Annotated in this window: 20 protein-coding genes; 16 read left to right on the forward strand and 4 right to left on the reverse strand. The window is 42.4% G+C overall.

All coding sequences use genetic code 11. The features are described 5' to 3' along the window. Positions 1-62: 62 nt before the first annotated feature. On the reverse strand, positions 63-1799 hold the full coding sequence (locus tag IEY40_RS06390; protein ID WP_188954411.1) for a bifunctional metallophosphatase/5'-nucleotidase: 1737 nt from the start codon (positions 1797-1799) through the stop codon (positions 63-65). Between the two features lie 163 nt (positions 1800-1962). Beyond that, positions 1963-3021 (reverse strand): CNNM domain-containing protein, encoded by a 1059-nt coding sequence (locus IEY40_RS06395; protein ID WP_188954413.1) that lies wholly within the window; start codon positions 3019-3021, stop codon positions 1963-1965. A gap of 464 nt (positions 3022-3485) precedes the next feature. Between IEY40_RS06395 and rlmN the strand changes: the two genes are divergently transcribed. The 9 genes from rlmN (at position 3486) to IEY40_RS06440 (ending at position 12706) form a co-directional block, all read left to right on the forward strand. After that, positions 3486-4607 (forward strand): dual-specificity RNA methyltransferase RlmN, encoded by a 1122-nt coding sequence (gene rlmN / locus IEY40_RS06400; protein WP_188954415.1) that lies wholly within the window; start codon positions 3486-3488, stop codon positions 4605-4607. Between the two features lie 31 nt (positions 4608-4638). Further along, positions 4639-5424 carry a type IV pilus biogenesis/stability protein PilW gene (gene pilW, locus IEY40_RS06405; RefSeq protein WP_188954417.1) on the forward strand — a complete coding sequence of 262 codons (786 nt, stop codon included), beginning with the start codon at positions 4639-4641 and terminating at the stop codon, positions 5422-5424. Then, positions 5424-6464, forward strand: a complete 1041-nt coding sequence (locus IEY40_RS06410) for a RodZ domain-containing protein (RefSeq protein ID WP_188954419.1) — start codon at positions 5424-5426, stop codon at positions 6462-6464. Before pilW ends, IEY40_RS06410 begins: the two co-directional genes overlap by 1 nt. Before the next feature lie 33 nt (positions 6465-6497). Further along, complete coding sequence (gene ispG, locus IEY40_RS06415; protein ID WP_188954421.1) at positions 6498-7613, forward strand: flavodoxin-dependent (E)-4-hydroxy-3-methylbut-2-enyl-diphosphate synthase; 1116 nt, start codon at positions 6498-6500, stop codon at positions 7611-7613. Positions 7614-7702: 89 nt separating this feature from the next. Continuing rightward, positions 7703-8977: a histidine--tRNA ligase gene (hisS, locus tag IEY40_RS06420; RefSeq protein WP_188954423.1), complete on the forward strand. Its 1275-nt coding sequence runs from the start codon at positions 7703-7705 to the stop codon at positions 8975-8977. 14 nt (positions 8978-8991) lie between these two features. Further along, positions 8992-9612 carry a tetratricopeptide repeat protein gene (locus IEY40_RS06425; RefSeq protein WP_188954425.1) on the forward strand — a complete coding sequence of 207 codons (621 nt, stop codon included), beginning with the start codon at positions 8992-8994 and terminating at the stop codon, positions 9610-9612. A gap of 12 nt (positions 9613-9624) precedes the next feature. Beyond that, positions 9625-10857 (forward strand): outer membrane protein assembly factor BamB, encoded by a 1233-nt coding sequence (gene bamB, locus IEY40_RS06430; RefSeq protein WP_188954427.1) that lies wholly within the window; start codon positions 9625-9627, stop codon positions 10855-10857. A gap of 103 nt (positions 10858-10960) precedes the next feature. Continuing rightward, complete coding sequence (gene der / locus IEY40_RS06435) at positions 10961-12427, forward strand: ribosome biogenesis GTPase Der (RefSeq protein ID WP_188954429.1); 1467 nt, start codon at positions 10961-10963, stop codon at positions 12425-12427. Between the two features lie 75 nt (positions 12428-12502). Continuing rightward, positions 12503-12706 (forward strand): DUF3565 domain-containing protein, encoded by a 204-nt coding sequence (locus tag IEY40_RS06440; protein ID WP_188954431.1) that lies wholly within the window; start codon positions 12503-12505, stop codon positions 12704-12706. 6 nt (positions 12707-12712) lie between these two features. On the opposite strand, the gene IEY40_RS06445 is transcribed toward IEY40_RS06440, so the two are convergent. Beyond that, positions 12713-13105: a hypothetical protein gene (locus tag IEY40_RS06445; RefSeq protein WP_188954432.1), complete on the reverse strand. Its 393-nt coding sequence runs from the start codon at positions 13103-13105 to the stop codon at positions 12713-12715. Positions 13106-13241: 136 nt separating this feature from the next. Here IEY40_RS06445 and IEY40_RS06450 point away from each other — a divergent pair, with 136 nt between their 5' ends. The 7 genes from IEY40_RS06450 (at position 13242) to IEY40_RS06480 (ending at position 19303) form a co-directional block, all read left to right on the forward strand. Next, the gene (locus IEY40_RS06450; RefSeq protein ID WP_188954434.1) at positions 13242-13808 is read left to right on the forward strand and encodes a cytochrome b/b6 domain-containing protein; all 567 of its coding nucleotides are present in this window, start codon (positions 13242-13244) and stop codon (positions 13806-13808) included. Between the two features lie 249 nt (positions 13809-14057). Continuing rightward, positions 14058-14561: a TlpA disulfide reductase family protein gene (locus tag IEY40_RS06455; RefSeq protein ID WP_188954436.1), complete on the forward strand. Its 504-nt coding sequence runs from the start codon at positions 14058-14060 to the stop codon at positions 14559-14561. A 13-nt stretch (positions 14562-14574) separates the two neighbouring features. Continuing rightward, on the forward strand, positions 14575-14802 hold the full coding sequence (locus IEY40_RS06460) for a DUF4266 domain-containing protein (protein WP_428848147.1): 228 nt from the start codon (positions 14575-14577) through the stop codon (positions 14800-14802). Then, positions 14793-16088 (forward strand): DUF3570 domain-containing protein, encoded by a 1296-nt coding sequence (locus tag IEY40_RS06465; RefSeq protein WP_188954438.1) that lies wholly within the window; start codon positions 14793-14795, stop codon positions 16086-16088. Before IEY40_RS06460 ends, IEY40_RS06465 begins: the two co-directional genes overlap by 10 nt. 247 nt (positions 16089-16335) lie before the next feature. After that, a complete protein-coding gene (locus IEY40_RS06470; protein ID WP_188954605.1) occupies positions 16336-17166 on the forward strand; it encodes an FAD:protein FMN transferase in 831 nt (276 codons plus the stop codon). A 5-nt stretch (positions 17167-17171) separates the two neighbouring features. Further along, positions 17172-17831 (forward strand): response regulator, encoded by a 660-nt coding sequence (locus IEY40_RS06475; RefSeq protein ID WP_188954440.1) that lies wholly within the window; start codon positions 17172-17174, stop codon positions 17829-17831. Positions 17832-17914: 83 nt separating this feature from the next. Next, positions 17915-19303, forward strand: coding sequence for an ATP-binding protein (locus IEY40_RS06480; RefSeq protein WP_188954442.1), 1389 nt, complete (start codon positions 17915-17917; stop codon positions 19301-19303). Between the two features lie 101 nt (positions 19304-19404). On the opposite strand, the gene IEY40_RS06485 is transcribed toward IEY40_RS06480, so the two are convergent. Next, positions 19405-20868, reverse strand: coding sequence for a DUF3300 domain-containing protein (locus IEY40_RS06485; protein WP_188954444.1), 1464 nt, complete (start codon positions 20866-20868; stop codon positions 19405-19407). Between the last annotated feature and the right edge of the window lie 84 nt (positions 20869-20952).

Here is a 20952-nt window from a genome sequence, read left to right on the forward strand (position 1 = left end):
TTATCGCTGTCTGTTTTCAAGTAGGGCATTTTTCAGTGTATTTATAGGCGATAAAGTCGCGATTACTCGCGATGACTAATATAGTGAACATTGGCAAACAGTTGGCCACCAATTAAATGTCCATGCTGACTGACGAAATCAATAAAGGCTTCGGGCAAGGTTTGTTGTTCAATAGGCTGTTGCCAGTGAGCATGCAACAGAGCGTCATAACCTTCTTTTCCTGCAGCGGTATAAGCACTGGACACGCCAATATAAAGTTTGTTCGCCTCAAGTGGTTGCCAGGCATCTTGCTTATAAATTTCAATTTGAGTGATACGTTGACCTTTAACTTGTTTGCCATCGTAAAAATAACGAAGCCCATAAGGGTAGGGGAAGCTTCCGGCTCCAGTACCCATTATGCCGTTATTAGTTGCACTGTTAATTGCTGATTCAAGGGCCTCGATGACGTATTTACCCATAATTTGATACAGTGTTAAAGGCAGCTCAAAGGGTAAAATTCGACCCACTACGTCCGCAAGCGACAATTGCCCTTTGTTTAACGATTGCCTTACTCCACCTGCATTATGTAGTGCAAAATCAATATTGGGTTCAATAAGTTTAGCCGCTTTGTACATACTGCGGCTCACCCATGGTGCTATTTCACTGCCGTGGGGTAAATGCTTACTCGGCAAACGAGTATGGACAAAATCGCGAGGAATATGCGCCAATATTTGGTTTTCTAAGGCATCAAGTGAAGGACGGTATTGTGTGTGGATCACCTGATGTATTTGCTCATCGTGTTGCGCATCTTTGATACTTGAATGCGAAAATAACTGCGTAATTAATTGCATGCTAACGCTATTGTCTACTGCTGTACCGTCAGCTTGAGTCACATTAATATTATCATCGAGCATAAAGTAATTGTTGCCAATGAGCTGTGTGACTCGACCTTGTTGATTAAATACTATTTCCGCTAATCCAAGTGTTTCAGCGTATTTGCCAGCATGTAATATTGGTGTGTCGTTGATGGTTTCGGCATAAGGAATGTCGCTCAAACCAATGTCACTCATGCTGCCTTGGAGTGTATGAGAATGACCGCCAATAATAAGGCTTATGCCGTCGACATGTTCGGCTAGCTCCCGGTCCTGATCTAAGCCTAAATGGCTCAAGACAATAATATGTTTGATACCTTGACGAGTTAATCTAGCAATAGTTGCACGCGTGGTATCAATGGCATTAACAAAATGAGTGTCAGGGTCGGGCCTAGCAATTAAACGCATTTGGTCTAATGTAATGCCAATAATCGCCATTTTGGTGTCATGAAAAGGTTTGATTAACACTTTGGCGGTTTCACTGCTGTCATCAAAATCATACAGCATAGGATGACCGTACAATCTGCCGTCTTTTAGCCTGTCTTCTTGGCTTAAATCCATATTGCCAGCCAAAACAGGAAAATCGATACGATTTAAGAATGCTTGTACCGGGCTGTTACCTGCATCAATTTCATGATTACCCAATACCATGGCATCGGGTTTTAATAAATTTAGCAGATGAGCATTGGCTGCGCCTTGGAATTCGCGAAAGTACAAGGTGCCTTGGAAGCTATCGCCTCCGTGTAAAAACAAAAATGGACATTGCTCTGAGGCGGCTTGTTGCCTTGCTTGATCTATCTGAAACCCTAAGCGTGCATAACCACCAGAATGTCCTTCCAACTTATATGATTGTTGATTGGCTGTAAGCGTAAATTGGACTGGGCTAGGTTCAAAATTAGAATGCGTGTCGTTGATATGAGCGATGGATAAACGATAAGATTTTTGCATTAGTTCCCTCTGTATAATGTCATTATCTTAACGTATCAGGCGTAATGATGTCACCCGCAGCAATATTGAAAAGTATCCGTTTAGGATAAACATAACCCGTTAGTGAGACTTAATGTCACTAACGGGTTATGGTAAATCGAGTATCTAGTATCAAAAAAATACACTAGTTTGTTTCGGTTTCGCTATAAATGACTAAACCTTTGCTTTTAATGCGTCGTTGCCACAATTTACGCGCCAGTGCTTGCATGTCTGGGGCAATGTCTTTTGAGTCAACTATCTCGAGACCAATTAAGGTTTCGATAATATCTTCTATGGTCACAATACCCTCGCTCGAGCCATATTCGTCAACAACCAAAGCCATTTTACTATTGCGTTTTATCATGGTTTGAAACAACGGCAATACGCTTACCGACGATTGTAAAACCAATAAGTTTTTGACGTAATCGCCTATTGGCGTTTGCGGCGATAAACTGGCTTGCAAGATGATATCGTTACGATTGACGTAGCCAATAACGTTATCGCGATCATCTTGATAAACAGGAAAACGAGTAAAAGGGCTACTTAAATGATCTGCAATAAATTGTTGATTGGTCATGGTTGTCGGTAATTTAAAAATAACCGTACGCGGTGTCATAATATGCGAGACTGACATGTCTTTCATTGCCAACATTTGAGTTAAAATTTGCGATTCTTGTTCGCTTAACTCGCCGCTGTCTTTTGCCAATTGGTTCATGGCACTCAACTCTTGGCGCATGTAAAGATTATTGTCGCCTTTACCTAAAAAACCAGTCACTTTTTGCGACAACCAAATTAACGGTAAAGTCAGCTTTTCCATCCAATAAAGGCATATCGACACTGTGGGTGCTAGCTTACGCCAATGATTAGCACCAATGATTTTAGGAATAATTTCAGACAGAAATAAAATTAAAAAGGTTAATACTGCGGAAAAAATGCCAAGCATCTCACTACCAAATACTATCGCGGCTTGAGCTCCGGCAATTGAAGCCCCCATAGTATGAGAAATAGTATTAAGCGTCAGGATCGACACTAAAGGCGAGTCAATATTCTGCTTTTGCTTATGCAATCTGGCAGCAACTTGGGGGTGATGTTCTTTTAAATTTGCAATATAGCTTGGCGTAACCGACAGGAGCACAGCTTCAAAAATACTACATAAAAACGAAATGGATATAGCAAAAAATACGATAAACAGAAGGGTTGTCATACAGGGAAAGTAAAAACTTCCTCGTGGCAGGCCACATAGCCCAGGCGGAGCATATCATAAGCTTCGTTAATATAATCTGAATATATTTTGAGTATTTTATTTTGATAAATCAAAGGTGTTAAAACGACCTCAGCTGGCTTTATGATTACCAGATGCTATATCACCAACTCACATCATAGGATTATCTGATGTGGGGCATAGAGCCTAAAAATGACAGCGTGAGAACTATTCCATTTCAAGCTCGTTATTTTTTTTGGGGGGGGAGCAAGACATCGTCTTTTTACTGCCTGCGTTAATCGCAATGCCATTGCAAGTTAATAAAACGTTGTTCGTCACTCAAAGGGCTGTTTGATAACCGTTTATTCACTCGAGCTGGCGTTAACATAGATATACTGGCTAAAACGGTATGCTACCTGTATAATTTGCCGCCCTGTTACAGGTTTTGGTGTTTTGAGGTTAGGCAGATGAGTGTAAAAAAAATCAATTTATTAGATCTTGATCGTAAAGGACTGCGAGCGTTGTTCAGCGAAATGGGAGAAAAACCGTTCCGCGCCGATCAATTAATGAAGTGGATTTATCACTTTGGCGTCAGCGACTTTGAAGAAATGAACAACATTAACAAGGTGCTGCGAGGTAAGCTTGCTGCTAAATGTGAAATCGTTGCTCCAGAAATTGCAAGCTTTCAAAAGTCGAATGATGGCACCATTAAATTTGCCATTAACGTTGGTCAAGGCCAAGAAGTTGAAACTGTTTATATTCCTGAAGAAGACCGCGCGACTTTGTGTGTGTCATCTCAAGTGGGTTGCGCATTAGAATGTACATTCTGTTCTACGGGACAGCAAGGCTTTAACCGCAACTTAACCGTGTCAGAAATTGTCGGCCAAGTTTGGCGTGTATCGCAGTTTTTAGGATTTCATAAAGACACCGGTGACCGTCCAATCTCTAACGTGGTAATGATGGGTATGGGTGAGCCTTTATTAAACCTAGCCAATGTTATTCCTGCAATGGATATCATGTTAGATGATTTTGGTTTTAGCTTATCAAAACGTCGCGTAACCTTATCGACGTCTGGGGTAGTACCTGCGCTAGACAAGCTCGGCGATGCTATTGATGTAGCATTGGCGGTGAGTATTCACGCCCCCAACGATGAACTGCGTGATGTGCTTGTACCTGTAAATAAAAAATACCCGTTACAAGAGTTCTTAGCCGGTATTCGTCGTTACTTAGAGAAGTCTAATGCTAACCGTGGCCGTGTAACTGTTGAATATGTGATGCTAGACCATATCAATGACAGCACTGACCAAGCACATGAACTAGCTAAGTTAATGAAAGACACGCCATGTAAAATTAATTTAATCCCGTTTAACCCTTACCCTGGTTCACCTTATGGTCGTTCATCTAATTCACGCATCGACCGTTTCTCTAAGGTGTTGATGGAATACGGTTTAACGGTCATTGTACGTAAAACCCGTGGTGATGATATTGACGCTGCATGTGGTCAATTAGCTGGTGATATTCGTGATAGAACAAAGCGTTTAGCAAAAAAACAAATGCAACAAAACCAGATTTCAGTCACAATGGATTAACTCTTTGTTTGCATAGATAATAGGCTTATAAATGAAGCATGGAATGCAAAAGATTTTTGCGATGACTTTAGTCGCGATGTTGGTTGGCGGTTGTGTCACCGAGCGCACCTACAGTGGTACTGACACCCCGGTCGCCGAGCGAAAGTTTGACAAGGTCGGCGCAGCGCGTGAGCGTATGCAATTGGGCTTAACGTATTTAAATCGCGGTAACAGTGAGCAAGCAAAGTATAATTTAAATAAAGCGGTAGAATATGCGCCAGAAATGAGTGAAGTACATGTGGCCATGGCGTATTACTACCAAACCGTAGGGGATTTAGCCCGTACTGAAGAGTCATATCGACGTGCTATAGTGCTTAGCGATGCGACAGGAGATGCACGTAATAATTTTGGGGTGTTTTTATGCCAACAAAATAATTTCGCTGAGTCAGAAAAAATGTTGTTAGCCGCGATCAATACACCTAAATATACTCGTACAGCCTCAAGCTACGAAAACTTAGGTGTTTGCAGCCGCAAAGCGGGTAATAAAGAAAAAGCGCGACAGTATTTTAATATGGCGTTAAAGTATGACCAAAGAAGAAAAGTAACTTTATTAGAGTTAACCGAGTTAGCCATGGACGATGCTGACTACGGCGATGCGCGCGAACAACTCGCAAGATACCATCGAGTTGTAAGTGAATCTGCAGAAAGTTTAGCCTTAGGGATCAAGATTGAGCAGGCGGCAAATAATTTAGAAGCCGTAAAACGATTTGGCATTTTATTAATTGCGAAGTTTCCTGCATCTCCACAAGCCAAAAATTATAGAGCTAACTTGAATTAATGACTAATGAATTCGAAGTAGAACAAGACGCTGAAAAAGCGGCATTGTTAAAAAATGTTGTTACCGCAGGCGCTATTTTAAAGGCAGCTCGTGAAGCAAAAGGGTTGTCAATCGAAGCCGTTGCAACACAATTGCATTTGCGTCCAAGAATTATCAGCGATATTGAACAAGACATTTTTGAAAATATAGCCTCAACAACTTATGTTAGAGGTTATATCAAGAATTATGCCCGTTTCGTTCATGCTGATATCAACGAGATACAACTATGCTTAAAGCATCAGTTGCCTGAAATTGTCCCACCGGCAATGCAAAGCTTTTCGCGTAAAACCACTCATCAAGCTCGTAATAGCCGTCTTAACTTAGTGACCTATTTTATCATTACTGTATTGATTGCAATGCTGGTGATTTGGTGGGTTCAAAAGTCGTCGCTGTTAACTGATGTTGATGTTTCACTGCCAACGGTAGAAGAGATTGCTGCTGACTCAGATATGCCTGAGCCACAACAAATTGTTCGTAACCAGAGTCAACAAGATATAGGTGCACAAATTGCAGCTGAAAATGCCGCAGAGTCAGTATCATTACCTGTTGACGCCAACGTAGAGGCGTCGAACGGATTACCTGCTACCGATGCTGTTATTGACGCAGCAAGTAATCTTACTTCATCAAATCCGAACGTATCACAAACAACTACATTGCCCGCCAGCACTTTAAATCCAACAGCAACTAGTACCCTTAATCAGGCCAGTACAGAGCCGACTATCGACACTAATGCCAGTGCAGCGATTAGCACCGGTGCTGATGGCTTGCTCACTATAGAGTTAAGCGGCGATTGCTGGATTAACGTCACTGATGCCAACGGTAAAGTGTTGGTTGATGGCGTCAAAACCGCCGCTAATTTAGTTGAAGTTCGTGGTCTTAAACCTTTCAAGGTTATACTGGGTGCACCACAGGTCGCGAGTATTAGCCTTGACGGCAGTAAAGTCAGTCTTGCTGAGTTTACTAACGGTCGAGTCGCAAGATTAACCCTGCCAAAAGCATAAATTGTTTTAGCAACAGCAGTAGAGCGTATTTGCATGTATAACGAATCCCCAATTATTCGCAGACCTTCCACTCGTATATACGTGGGCAATGTGCCTATTGGTGATGGCGCACCGATTGCTGTGCAGTCGATGACCAATACAAAAACCACGGATGTAGCAGCAACTGTGGCGCAAATTAAAGCATTAGAAAAAGTGGGCGCTGACATTGTGCGTGTGTCTGTGCCAACAATGGATGCTGCTGAAGCATTCAAAATCATCAAGCAATCGGTCAATGTACCGTTAGTCGCCGACATTCACTTTGATTACCGTATCGCCTTAAAAGTGGCGGAATATGGCGTTGATTGTCTGCGTATTAATCCTGGTAACATTGGCAACGAAGAACGTATTCGCAGCGTAGTTGAGTGTGCAAGAGATAAAAACATTCCCATTCGTATTGGTGTGAATGGTGGCTCGCTTGAAAAAGATTTAATGGATAAATATCGTGAGCCAACACCTGAGGCATTACTTGAATCCGCAATGCGTCACGTGGACATATTAGATCGTCTCAACTTCGATCAATTTAAAGTCAGTGTCAAAGCGTCTGATGTATTTTTAGCCGTTGCGTCATACCGTTTACTGGCTAAACAAATTCGTCAACCATTGCATTTAGGTATTACAGAAGCGGGTGGCATGCGATCTGGTTCTGTTAAGTCTGCCGTTGGGTTAGGCATGTTGTTAGCCGAAGGTATCGGTGACACCATTCGAATTTCATTGGCAGCAGATCCGGTTGAAGAAATTAAAGTCGGTTTTGACATTTTAAAGTCATTACGTATTCGAAGTCGTGGCATTAATTTCATTGCTTGCCCATCTTGCTCACGCCAAGAATTTGATGTGATTAGCACAGTTAATGAACTTGAGCGCCGTTTAGAAGATGTCACCACTGCAATGGATGTGTCGATTATTGGCTGCGTTGTAAACGGACCTGGCGAAGCTTTAGTGTCACATATTGGCTTAACAGGTGGTCATGCTAAAAGTGGCTACTACGACGATGGCGTGCGCCAAAAAGAGCGCTTTGATAACAACAGCATTGTCGATGGACTAGAAGCCAAAATTCGTGCCAAAGCGGCTATGATGGCTAATCGTATTGAGATTGCCGACAAAACAGAATAATTCTCTAACTTGTTAATGGTAGTTACTACCTCTACGAGTAAATTTACATTTTATTAGTGCAAACTAATTTCGAAATTGGACCAGTAACAGTGGCAAAGCAAATCCAAGCAATTCGCGGAATGAACGATATTCTGCCTACTCAAAGCCCAATTTGGCAAAAAGTCGAAGCGGTTTTGCGCTCATCGGTGAGCGCATTTGGTTATAGCGAAATTCGTACACCAATCGTTGAAAGCACAGATCTTTTTAAACGTTCTATTGGTGAAGTGACCGATATCGTCGAAAAAGAAATGTATACCTTTGAAGATCGTAACGGTGACAGTTTAACACTGCGCCCAGAAGGTACCGCTTCGACAGTGCGCGCCGGTAACGAACATGGCTTACTGTACAACCAAGAACAACGTTTATGGTATATGGGGCCTATGTTCCGTCATGAACGTCCACAAAAAGGTCGTTATCGTCAATTCCACCAATTTGGTGTAGAAGTATACGGTATTGGCAGTGCTGATATTGATGCTGAAGTGTTAATGCTATCGGCCCGTTTATGGGATCAGCTTGGCATTAAAGAACATGTTGCTCTAGAGCTTAATACTCTAGGCGACCCAGCTGAACGAGCTGCTTATCGTGATGCCTTGATAGTCTTTTTAGAGCAACACAAAGATAAGTTGGACGAAGACAGTCAACGCCGTATGTATTCAAACCCACTACGCGTATTAGACAGTAAAGATCCACAAGTGCAGGCTATTTTAGCTGATGCACCAGCGTTAATGGACTACTTAGGCGAAGACACGAAAACACATTTTTCAACTTTATGTGAACTCTTAGACGCTGTCGGCATCCAATACACCATCAATCCACGTTTAGTACGTGGTTTAGATTACTACAACCGCACTGTATTTGAGTGGGTAACCACGAGTTTAGGTTCGCAAGGTACTGTGTTGGCGGGTGGTCGTTATGATGGTTTAGTCGGACAGCTTGGCGGTAAAGACACGCCTGCAGTTGGTTTTGCTATGGGGTTAGAGCGCATTGTATTGCTGCTTGAAACTCTTGAGTTAACTAATGATATTGCAGCCGAAGTTGATGTATATGTCACAGCGATGGGCGACAATTGCTTGGTTGAAGCAATAAAAGTTGCCGCAGAGTTGCGTCAACAGTTACCAACGCTTAAAGTCATGAGTCATTGCGGTGGTGGCAACTTTAAAAAGCAGATGAAGCGCGCAGATAAAAGCGGTGCTCAATATGCGTTAATTATTGGCGAAAACGAAATTGCTAATAATCAGGTTGCCATTAAACCATTACGAAATAACAACGAACAACAATTAGTCGCCCGCGATGAGCTGGTAACTAAAATTGCAGAACTGATTTAAAAGGGGAAGTGCACGTGGAAATTTATAGCACAGAAGAACAACAAGTAGATGCTATCAAGCAGTTCTGGAAAGATTATGGTACCTCAATTGCTGTAGGTGCTGTGGTAGGTCTTGGCGGCCTATATGGTTGGAACACTTATTCAGACATGAAAGTCGAGTCAGCTGAACAAGCTTCTGAGACATTCCAATCTATTGCAGAGCAGTCAACTAATCCTGCTGCGTTTTTAACTCAAGCAGAAGCTTTTAATGCCGAGCATGACCAAGCGGGTTATCAAGCTCTGCTTGAATTAATGGTCGCAAAAGCGGCGGTTGACGCGGGTGACTTAACCAAAGCGGAAACCGCATTCACTAAGGTGATTGCTGCTCAACCTGGTTCAGGCTTAGGTATGGTCGCAACAATCCGTTTAGCACGTGTTCAAGCTGAACAAAATAACTTAGGTGTGGCATTAGCAACACTGGAACAAGTGACCGACGAAGCGTTTGCGTCGCAACGTGAAGAATTAAAAGGCGACTTTTTAGTGCGTCAAGGTGAATTTGATAAAGCTAAATTAGCTTATCAAGCAGCGGTAGATAATGGCGGAGCTTTAGCCAGTCCTGCGCTGACAATGAAACTAGACAATCTAAACAAGGCATAAGGAATTTAGCCAATGAAGTCGTGGTGTAAAAATCTGCTTGCCGTTGGGCTAAGTGTTGCTTTTTTATCAGCTTGTTCTTCGAGCGATGTTGAAGAAGAACCAGTAAGTGAATTAGTTGAAATTCAAGCAACCGTGTTTCCAGAGATCAGCTGGGACACAAATGTAGGCGAAGGCGTAGGCGATTATTACTCGCAGCTTCGTCCGACCGTCCGTTATGGAAAATTATTTGTTGCTGACCGCAGTGGCGTTGTTGTTGCTTTCGATGAAGTGACAGGCGAAGAGTTATGGTCGCAAAATTTTAATGAAGAGTTTGAACAAAAACTTAGAACTAAAACTAAAGGTCTTCGCTTAGCTGCAGGTGTAACCGCTGCACGTAAAAAAGTGTTTGTGGGTGGCGAAACCGGTTTGTTAGTTGCGTTAGATGAAGCAACGGGTGAAGTATTATGGTCAGCCCAAGCTAACGGCGAATTATTGTCAGCACCAACGGTTGCCGAAGACGTTGTCGCTGTGAATACTGCCAAAGGCGCGTTTGAAGGTTTTAATGTTGATTCTGGCGAAAAGCTTTGGACATACGAAAGCCAACTACCAAACTTAACATTGCGTGGTACTTCGTCTGCAGCATATGAAGCTGGTGGATTCTTTGTCGGTACTGCTGACGGTAAAGTGGCTGTAGTGGTTAAAAATAACGGTCAAGCTGCATGGGAACAACCTGTTTTTAGTCCAAGCGGTGGTAACGAGTTTACTCGTATGGCTGATGTGGATATGACGCCGTTAATTCTTGGTGAAAACTTATATGTTGCCAGCTATAACGGCAATCTAGTGTCAATGGAATTACGCAGTGGCCGTATTATTTGGTCGCGTAAATATTCAAGCTTTAATGAACTCGCTGAAGCAGGTTTAAGCCTGTATTTAGTGGATGATCATAGCCGCATTTACTCTGTCGATCGCCGTAATGGTTTAGAGCTTTGGAGTAATTCAACACTTAAAAATCGTGAATTGACCGCAGCAGCTGTCGTTGAAGGTTACTTAGTGGTTGGCGACTTAGAAGGTTATTTACATTTCATCGACCGAAGTAATGGCGATGTTGTCGGCCGCATTCAAGTCGACAGTGAAGGTTTATACGCTCAGCCACTCGTGGTTGACGACAAAATCTATGTTCAAAGTCGCAGTGGTAAAATCGCCATCGTCACGTTGAGCAAACAAGAAACGAAAGTTGAAGAAGATACCAACGCGAGTGCAGAATAAGTCCTAGGACCATTTCTGAATTAATTAAGGTATAATATCTTTACTAGAGCCCCTGGAAGTGTTCCGGGGGCTTTTTATTGAAAAGTTTTTTAGAGGCAAAATCATGATCCCTGTAGTGGCCCTTGTGGGGCGACCAAACGTCGGTAAATCGACATTATTTAATCGTCTTACACGTACTCGTGATGCGTTAGTAGCAGATTTTCCTGGCTTAACACGTGACCGTAAATACGGCCGTGCTTTTTTAGCGGGTTACGAGTTTATCGTTGTTGATACCGGCGGTATTGATGGCACCGAAGAAGGGATCGAGACAAAAATGGCTGAACAGTCATTAGCGGCGATCGAAGAAGCGGATGTCGTATTATTTATGACCGATGCTCGCGCAGGTTTAACCGCTGCTGATTTAGCCATTGCACAACATTTACGTAGTCGCGATAAAGTGACTTTTGTGGTTGCTAACAAAGTCGACGGTATTGATGCTGATTCAGCCTGTGGCGAGTTTTGGTCATTAGGTTTAGGCGAAGTTTACCAAATGGCAGCGGCACAAGGCCGTGGTGTCACAAACATGATCGACTACGCGCTTACACCTTATGCTGAGGCTATGGGTATTGTCCGTGAACTTGACGAAGAAGGTGAGCAAGTCGAACGTGAATATACCGAAGAAGAAGCTGAAGCAGAGCAAACTCGCTTACAGAATCTGCCGATTAAGCTGGCCATTATTGGTAAGCCGAACGTAGGTAAATCAACGTTAATAAACCGTATTTTAGGTGAAGAACGCGTTGTGGTTTATGACGAACCAGGTACCACGCGTGACAGTATTTACATTCCAATGTCACGTGAAGGTCGTGAATACGTATTAATTGACACCGCAGGGGTTCGTCGTCGCAGTAAAGTACATCAAGTTATTGAGAAATTCTCAGTAATTAAAACTTTAAAAGCAGTTGAAGACGCTAACGTTGTATTGTTAGTGATTGATGCACGCGAAGGGATTGCTGAGCAGGACTTAGGACTGTTAGGTTTTGCTTTAAATGCTGGCCGAGCATTAGTCATTGCCGTAAACAAGTGGGACGGAATTGACCAGGCAATTAAAGATCGCGTTAAAAGTGAATTAGATCGCCGTTTAGGTTTTATCGATTTTGCGCGTATTCACTTTATCTCAGCATTACACGGTACTGGTGTTGGCCATTTGTATGAGTCAATCGAAGAAGCTTACGACAGTGCTACGCGCCGTGTAAGTACCTCTATGTTGACGCGTATTATGCAAATGTCGCAAGACGATCACCAACCACCATTGGTTAATGGCCGTCGTGTTAAGCTTAAATATGCTCATGCTGGTGGTTACAACCCACCGATTGTTGTGGTTCATGGTAACCAAGTTAGTAAGCTACCAGACTCATACAAGCGTTATATGATGAACTATTTCCGTCGTTCATTAAAAGTGGTTGGTACACCAATTCAATTACGTTTCCATGAAGGTGCTAACCCGTTTGAAGGCCGAACTGAAAAGTTAACTTTAGGACAAGAACGCCGCCGTAAACGTGCTATGACACATATTCGTGACCGTAAGAAATAACGGTTACAGATAAAAAAGCCTGACTTGTTCAGGCTTTTTTGTCTCAGGAATACTAAAAGATTAATGAAGGTGTTTATGCAACAGCAAATAATGGCTTATCACCTTGATGAAGAACAACATTGGGTAGCGCAGTTAACATGCGGACATTTTCAACATGTTCGGCATAACCCACCCTGGACGATTAGGGAGTGGGTGATTACAGAGGTTGGGCGTCAACAACACTTAGGCGAGCAGCTTAACTGCAAAAAATGCGACGAAGGGGCTCCCGCTGATATATGAAACTCGTTAGTGTTTAGGATTGCGCTGAGTCCATAAGTAACCCGCTATATACAAGCAAATTGTACTGTCCATGACCATTGATAACCAAAAACCATCAATAAAAGATTGGCTTGAATGACCAATAACGAGACTCACGAAAAATAACTTTTCGATTAATGCTACCCAAAAAATGGGTACGACCCAATCGTGACGAAATATCGCAATAAAAAAGCTACAACCCATCATTAATACTAAAAATCCCCAATGCTGGATAAATATCGTGTCGCTAACCATATAAGGTAGTTGATTTAGCTGCGCTAAAGCCCACTGAGGCGCTAATGTATATAAGCCACCTAATGACGTACCAAATCCTGCAATGAATAATGCAAGCGTTTGCGTACGTTTAAAGAACTCAGTCATGAGAACGTCCTATTCATAAACCCATTTTATACAGCGCCAACATTTACCTTGCCACTCGATGAGTCTTAAAGGCATAAGTGATTGTTAAGGTTACGGGGCAATAATGTAGCGGTTAACTTAATCTATCGAGGTGTATATGTATAGCCAATCCAAATTCCCATTGTTTCACCGACTTCTTCACTGGGGGTTAGCCATAACCATGCTGGTGATGCTACTCACAGTACTGTTACGCCTTGGGTGGATGGAAAAAAATCATATGGCGGCAGTGATTACTCAGGGGTTAGCTAAAATTGATGTGCTGATTACAGACAAACAAGCCATTAGTCTTGCTAAGGGGATCCGTGGCGTGATGTTTAAATGGCACATCTACTTTGGCTATGCGGTGAGCGTATTTGTTTTTGCTCGTTTTGTATACATGGCTAAATTTGGCCTGCATTATCCGTCAGCATTCAGTGCTCAGGCTACAACTAAGCAAAAATTTCAAGCGTGGGTGTATTGGTTATTTTATGCAGGTGTTGCCATGTCGGTGAGCACTGGTTTACTACTTGAATTTGGTCCGGAGGCCATAGAGCAGCAAGTCGAAACAATTCATAAGCTCGCGTTGTGGTATTTTATTCCGTTTATCAGTTTGCATTTAGCGGGTATTTTGCTGGCAGAAGCTGGTCATAATAAAGGCTTAGTATCAAAAATGATTGGTGGCTAACCAATCTGAGTTCAGGATAATAAACGACTTATAAACAACCCTTTACCCTGCTAACAGGGTTGAATCGACTCACAATAGGCTAACTATTGACGCGTCAATTCACTTTGTTAGCCTAACAAATAACAAGCTTGAAGTGAGGTTGGTTAGCATGCAGATTTTAAGTTGCATACATTGATCCCTTATTGCTTAAGTAAACCTTAAGATTGGTAATCTAGTTTGTTATTCATTTAGTCATTAGGCGAAAATATAATGCCAAAGAAGTTATTTTCACTCACCTCAAATATCACAGTTACTTTACTGAGTCTCGCACTTAGTTTGAGTGCAGTGGTAAATGCTGCACCTTCATTAGATCACACTGTGTTAGATGCTAAAGCCCAACCCGTCAGTCTACAGCAATATACTGGTAAGGTTGTTTACGTGGATTTTTGGGCGTCATGGTGTGGACCGTGTCGTAAGTCATTTCCATGGATGAATGCCATGCAAGCTAAATATCAACAACAGGGATTAGAGGTTGTCGCGATTAACCTCGATGTTGACACCGCGTTAGCTCATGAGTTTTTAGCTAAAATACCCGCCTCATTTAATCTGATGTTCAACCCAGAAGGTGATGTCGCTAAAGCATTTGATTTACAAGGAATGCCAAGCAGTTTTTTGTTTAACCGCCGAGGCGAGTTAGTTCAAACGCACATGGGCTTTTTTGAAGAGAACATTCCTGCCTACGAGCAAGAAATACAAATATTATTACAGGAGTAAACTCATGACTAACGTGTTTAAACCCATTGGCAAAACTGTAGTGGCGTTAGCTATTGCAAGTAGTATCGTTGGATGTTCAAGTTTAGGTGTTCAACCATGGGAAAAAGATCAATTTGCCCGTGAAGACATGGCATTGAACAGCGAAAAACTAGATTTATCTTTGGATGATCATATTTATTTCAGTAAAGAAGGTACTAGTGGCGGTCGTTCATTGGCGGGCGGAGGTTGTGGATGCAACTAACATCAAAACAAAGCATTGCCAGCGCCTTAGCAATTGCAAGTTGTAGTTTAATTGGTCAAGCCAATGCAGCCGAAGCCGTGCCGGCTAATGATGACTGGAAAGTCGATGCTGCCATTATGTATTACGGTGAACAAGAGCGCGTGCAAGCTGTAGAGGCCATTGGTAACGTACAAAAAGCGTTTGGTGACAAATCGTTATTAGACATGAAAGTCGTCATCGACAGTTTAACTGGCTCTTCAGCATCAGGCGCAGTCGCTCAAGGCGAAAGCCAAACGTTTACGCGTCCATCTGGTAAAGGCGAATACACCGTTGGCGCAGGTGATACCCCACTTGATGATACTTTCCACGATACGCGAGTGCAGTTAAGTGCTAACTGGCAAGAAGTGTTTAATCAAGATTGGACTGGTAACGTAGGCGTATATGGTTCGAAAGAGTTTGATTACTTATCGATGGGATTAAATGCTGGCCTTGAACGTAGCTTTAATAAAAATAATACCACTTTGGCATTATCTGGCGCATTTACACATGATGTTGTCGATCCAGTTGGTGGCCGCCCTGTCGCCTTCAGTGAGATGGTTTATCGGTCTGACTACAACAGTGACACAGAGTACCAAGCTGCGTTTGATCAAACTCGTTTAAGTGGCGATGATACCAAGCAAACATCGGATATCATGTTTGGTGTTACTCAAATTCTTAATCGCAATTGGTTAATGCAGGCTAATTATGGTTTGTCTAGTGTGTCAGGTTACATGAGCGATCCGTATAAAATATTGAGCGAAGTTGATAGCAACGGGATAACTCAAGGATACCGTTACGAGAGCCGACCGGATTCACGCCTAAAGCACAGTGTGTATGTGATGACAAAAGGTGCATTAGATTCAGGCGTGGTAGATTTCTCATATCGCTATAGTACCGATGATTGGGACATTACTTCGCACACCTTAGAAACGCATTATCGCTATTACTTTAGTCCGAGTTTTTATGGGCAACTACACTTGCGTTATTACCAACAACAAGCGGCAGAGTTTTATCAACCTTTCTTAACGATGGGCGATACCTTACCAGAATATGCCAGTGCTGATTATAGAATTGGCGATATGACTGCTTATACCATCGGACTTAAATTTGGGCAGCGTTTATCGGGTGGACATGAGATGACTTATCGTCTTGAGTATTACCAACAAAATCCTGAAAACAATGGTACAGAACTACCAGGCCAGTTACAAAATTACGATCTATTTCCTTCAGTGAAAGCAATTGTTGCTCAAGTTAGTTATTCGTTTTAAGCAGGCTTTATCTTAAAGCTGGTAGACTCGGCCATTATGACGAAAGTGATAATGGCCGAGTCTATAATATATGACCATATTCAAGATGCTGAATATATTATCAATTACTGGTTATTGGTATTAAGATAGTTTTATGCAACCAACTGAGAGTGTCATGTCAGCCAATTTATCACGCTCTGAAACCAACACTGATAGTGACATCAGCTTACAGCCGCGTACATGGGGTTTTTTAGGCACATTTAAAGCAATGGCAAGTCCTTGTGAAGTCTTGATGGCCGTTCCAGATGAGCACGTAGCTATGCAGATGCTACAAGTGGCTTACCAAGAAGCGAAACGGATTGAACAAAAGTTTAGCCGCTTCATTAAAGGCAATCTTATTTGGCAAATAAACCATGCCAATGGTACAGCTATCCCAATAGATGCAGAGACCTTGCATTTATTGCATTTTGCCCAGCAATGTTACCAATTGAGTGACGGCGCATTTGATATCAGTGCTTGTCCACTTATGACGTTGTGGCGTTTTGATGGCCAAAAAACAATCCCTAATCAACGCGATATAAATCAAACCTTGCAGCATGTTGGCTTAAACAACATATCGCTCTCGCAAACCCATATTCACATGCCTGTAGGGATGAGTGTCGACTTTGGCGGTATTGGTAAAGAGTATGCGGTAGATAAAGCGGCTCAAATGATTGCTCAGCGCTGGCCTAATCATTCAGTGTTGGTTAACTTTGGCGGTGACATTGCCTGTCCGAACACCAAAAGCGATGGCTGGCAGGTAGGAATTGAAAACCCACAAAAGCTGGATAATGCCGCAGCGCTATTAACGATTCGCCAAGGTGCGTTAGCAACTAGCGGTACAACTCGTCGTTATATTGAGGTTGATGGAAAACGCTACGGGCATATTATTAATCCTACAACGGGTTATCCTATTGAGCAGGCGCCTTTGTCTGTCACTGTCCTTGCACCTAATTGTGTTATGGCGGGGATGCTGGCTACCATGGCTATGTTAAAAGGACCTGAGGCTGAAGCTTTTTTACAGCAGCAAGGTGTCGACTTTAAGGTGTTTCGAGGGTAATAAATATGCGTGTATTACTGATTGAAGATAATAAATTACTCGCCCAAGGTGTGGTGATGAGCCTGGCTAAAGAAGGTATTCAAGTTGATCATTTATCATCTTTTAAGCAGGCGCAAGCGGCACTCAACAACGAAGATTTTAGCGCGATTATTCTTGATTTAGGCTTACCTGATGGCGATGGTGCTGAGTTGTTAAAACAATGGCGCCGAAATGGTGTGTCTTTACCCATTATCGTGTTAACGGCGAATACTGACTTTGATACTCGCTTGGCTTGTTTAGACATTGGTGCTGATGATTACCTCAGCAAACCTTTTGATGTGAGAGAGTTAATCGCTCGGTTACGTGCCATTATTCGGCGTCAACATGGTTTAGACAACAACCAATTTAGCTATGGTGCACTCGACATTGATTTTACCTGTTGTGAGGTGCATTTTCGGGGCGAACTAGTGTCATTGTCTCGACGCGAGTATCAGTTAATACTTGAATTTGCTCAATCTGCAGGTCGCGTATTAACTCGCAGCCAACTCGAGCAATTAACTTACGGTTGGGACGAGGTCGGCAGTAATTCGATTGAAGTGCACATACATCATTTACGTAAAAAAATGGCCACCGAATTAATTAAAACGGTACGAGGAATTGGCTACATTTTAACTGAAACGCACTAGCGCGGTTAAGTTATGCGTCATGAATAACGGTTGCGCACAAGTAAGTGATTAATTAATTTTCGTTACTATTTTTAAAGGATTTTATGTTCTCATTACGTTTATTATTTAGCGTATTAATGCTTTTAGGCATTGTACTCACGGTAACGTTTTCGAGTGTATTAAGTTCTCGAGATGCGATGCATGAAGTTGAAGAGATATTTGATGCACAAATGGTTCAAACGGCAAAAATGCTTGAACAGTTTTATGTTAATCAACTGACTGAAAAACAGCTTGCCCAGTTAGTGATACGGCCTATTTTATTTCATGTTGATGATTCCAATATTGAAACATTTGCCGATCAAGCTAATCCGATCTCCCTATCTTATGAACATAAACTGTCTTTTCAACTCTTGTCGATTACAGGCCAATTACTCGCCTATTCAGACAGTTCTGGTGAGCAAACGTTAACCCAGTTCACTCAAGGTTATGATACTCGCAACATCAATGGTTATTTATGGCACGTGTACAGCTATTTTTCAGCGGCGCATCAAGTGTGGATTGTTACTGCTCAACGCCATGATGTGCGCCAGGAATTAGTGTCTTTAATTGTGAGTAACACATGGCGAACACCATTGATTATAACTCCCATCATGATGTTTTTTATGCTGTTGTTTATTTACTATCTATTTAAACCGCTAAAGTTATTAGAGCGCCATTTAGATAAGCGACCAGCTCAAGATCTCACGCCAATTAACTTCACATTACCAACCGAGTTAGCGTCAGTGCAAAAAGCGCTCAATAGTTATTTATTGCGCATTGCCGATACCATAGTGCGCGAGCGTCGTTTTAGCGCCGATGCCGCTCACGAGCTTAAAACCCCATTAGCGATTATTAAGTTACACAGTGATGGGTTAAATGATGTCTTGTTAGCTCAGCATCAAGACGTTCAGCAAATAACACAGCCATACAGTAATGCTATAGGCGAAGGGGTCAATAGAATAAATCATACGGTTGAGCAGTTGCTGTTGTTATCGCGGGTTGATGCTATTGAGGCGCTCAATCGCTCAGACTGTAAGCTGCAAAATAGTATTGATAATGTGATAAATCAATTATTGCATCTCATAGCAGATTACGAATGGCATATTGATATTCCTTTAGACATGACGATTAATGCTGACCCGTTTTATCTTGAATTAGTATTAAAAAATATTATCGAGAACGCTTGTAAGTACAGCCCTGTAGAGTCGTTAATTACGATTCGAGCGAGCAAGCAGGGTGCTCAAACGTTAATCGAAGTAATCGATCAAGGACGTGGCATGTCCAATGATGAAATCAGCTTAGCTAAAAACCGTTTTTATCGTGTAGATGAAAATACCTCGCAAGGGGCAGGGTTGGGCTTATCCATCTGCCAACATATCATAAGCCTACATAACGGCGAGTTGCATTTTACTCGAGTTGAGTCACATGGACTGAACGTTAGTATTGTCGTGTAGCTAGTGTTGTAGGGTAGCTAGTATTGTCGAGTGTCATTGAAACATCAAATACAAAAAGATGAGCCGCCTAGCGACTCATCTTTATTTTTTATTCACTTTTTTTACTGCCTTTCTCGCGATGGTTTAATATCTCGAGATTGATTTGATTGGCGTGCAGAGTTGTCACGTTGTTGGCTCATTGACCGCGACGCTTGTTGGGGCTCACGAACCTTTTCAACTCGGGTGTTACGCTGCACTGATTGCACGGTTTGTGTTCGCGGTTCACGCACTTTCTCAACGCGAGTGTTACGCTGCGCTTGTTGCGCTTGTTGCACTTGTTGAGTCCGTGTTTGGTTAGTAACCTTAGTCACGGGCTTTACCTCATTTCTCACCTTGGTATTGACCACGTCTCGTTGACGGCTTACCACTTCTTTGTCTCTACTGTAAGTCGATTTCAATGGCTCATTCTTACGTTCAAATGACTTTACCTGAGTCGTAGGTTGACGTTGCTGGCTTAGTTCGCGCTTTAACTGCGTACTTCTATGTTCAGCAGATCCATTACGGTTTTCTTGCTTCAGACTTTGGTTTATGTGCTTGCGTTGCTCATTAACCTTAATTGAGTCATTTCGTGGCGTGACACGACGTGGCTCATTAGTCACTTGACGTGAGTAACTCACTGGTTTATTTCTTTTTTCATAGTGACCATTGTATCGTTTGCTGATCACCAGGCTGCGATAAGCCACACCTTTACGATGCTTAGGTTTGTGCTGCCAATGTTGTGCTCCATGGCTGTAGCTTATTTTACGTGGTGTGTAGTAGCGGTAGTTTTTATGTACTGGTACTGCAATTACACGACGGTCATGCCAGTGAAAACCACTAAAGAAGAAGTTAAAGCTAATGCGTACACCGCTATCCCAAAAAATCGCATGGTTGTTAGGGCGATAGTTTACATAAGCAGGTGCATGCCAATATACCGGTGGATAACGGTTCCAGCGCCAGTTGCCATAGACAATACGGCTGTCGTAATAAGGTACATAGACAATTTCAGGACGCACAGATTCGATAATAATGCGGCGTTCCACACGCGATACTTTAACCTGCTCAAGATCTGCCAAATTATTAGCTTCATCAGCTTGTTGTCTTAACGCTTGAATGGTGTCGAGCATTCGCCCTTCGTCTTGCAAAAAGGCATCGCCGAGGTTTTGGGTCCACACTAAATCATTGTTTAAACGCTCGAGCACATTAGGAAAGGCCACTAACGCTTTAACGCTTGGGTCCCAATCTTGTGACTCTACCTCGGTCATAATTTGATTAGTGTCGCGATTACCTTGATTGGCTAACCAACGCTTAGCTTGGACAATTTCAAGCGGGTAGGTTGAGGCAATCAAAATGTGAGTTAATAAACTGTCTGGATATAGTGCAATGGGCGCTAGCATTTGCGCCAATTCAGCATCACTCACCACATCATCAGATGCGTTGTATGAATATGATTCAGTTGGCTGCGCTGCTTGCACACTTGCTAATGGCATACAAACCAAGGCTAACGCTAGTAGCGCTTTAGCGGGTGTTTGAATGGCTTTTTTCATGTTATCTCCAGTGTCATTGATGACTGTTAACGTCATCATAGCGAGCTGAAGATGAACATAAGCTGAAAGTGATTTAATTGGTTT

The sequence above is a fragment of the Shewanella ulleungensis genome (assembly GCF_014648315.1).
In the GTDB taxonomy this organism is placed as follows: Bacteria; Pseudomonadota; Gammaproteobacteria; order Enterobacterales; family Shewanellaceae; genus Shewanella; species Shewanella ulleungensis.

Coding starts and splice junctions, on each gene's coding strand:
- ispG (WP_188954421.1), top strand. CDS start 6,498: ATGTATAACGAATCCCCAATTATTCGCAGACCTTCCACTCGTATATAC.
- IEY40_RS06470 (WP_188954605.1), top strand. CDS start 16,336: ATGGCAAGTCCTTGTGAAGTCTTGATGGCCGTTCCAGATGAGCACGTA.
- IEY40_RS06465 (WP_188954438.1), top strand. CDS start 14,793: ATGCAACTAACATCAAAACAAAGCATTGCCAGCGCCTTAGCAATTGCA.
- bamB (WP_188954427.1), top strand. CDS start 9,625: ATGAAGTCGTGGTGTAAAAATCTGCTTGCCGTTGGGCTAAGTGTTGCT.
- IEY40_RS06480 (WP_188954442.1), top strand. CDS start 17,915: ATGTTCTCATTACGTTTATTATTTAGCGTATTAATGCTTTTAGGCATT.
- IEY40_RS06390 (WP_188954411.1), bottom strand. CDS start 1,799: ATGCAAAAATCTTATCGTTTATCCATCGCTCATATCAACGACACGCAT.
- IEY40_RS06445 (WP_188954432.1), bottom strand. CDS start 13,105: ATGACTGAGTTCTTTAAACGTACGCAAACGCTTGCATTATTCATTGCA.
- IEY40_RS06485 (WP_188954444.1), bottom strand. CDS start 20,868: ATGAAAAAAGCCATTCAAACACCCGCTAAAGCGCTACTAGCGTTAGCC.
- IEY40_RS06475 (WP_188954440.1), top strand. CDS start 17,172: ATGCGTGTATTACTGATTGAAGATAATAAATTACTCGCCCAAGGTGTG.
- rlmN (WP_188954415.1), top strand. CDS start 3,486: ATGAGTGTAAAAAAAATCAATTTATTAGATCTTGATCGTAAAGGACTG.
- IEY40_RS06450 (WP_188954434.1), top strand. CDS start 13,242: ATGTATAGCCAATCCAAATTCCCATTGTTTCACCGACTTCTTCACTGG.
- IEY40_RS06455 (WP_188954436.1), top strand. CDS start 14,058: ATGCCAAAGAAGTTATTTTCACTCACCTCAAATATCACAGTTACTTTA.
- IEY40_RS06395 (WP_188954413.1), bottom strand. CDS start 3,021: ATGACAACCCTTCTGTTTATCGTATTTTTTGCTATATCCATTTCGTTT.
- der (WP_188954429.1), top strand. CDS start 10,961: ATGATCCCTGTAGTGGCCCTTGTGGGGCGACCAAACGTCGGTAAATCG.
- pilW (WP_188954417.1), top strand. CDS start 4,639: ATGAAGCATGGAATGCAAAAGATTTTTGCGATGACTTTAGTCGCGATG.
- IEY40_RS06410 (WP_188954419.1), top strand. CDS start 5,424: ATGACTAATGAATTCGAAGTAGAACAAGACGCTGAAAAAGCGGCATTG.
- IEY40_RS06440 (WP_188954431.1), top strand. CDS start 12,503: ATGCAACAGCAAATAATGGCTTATCACCTTGATGAAGAACAACATTGG.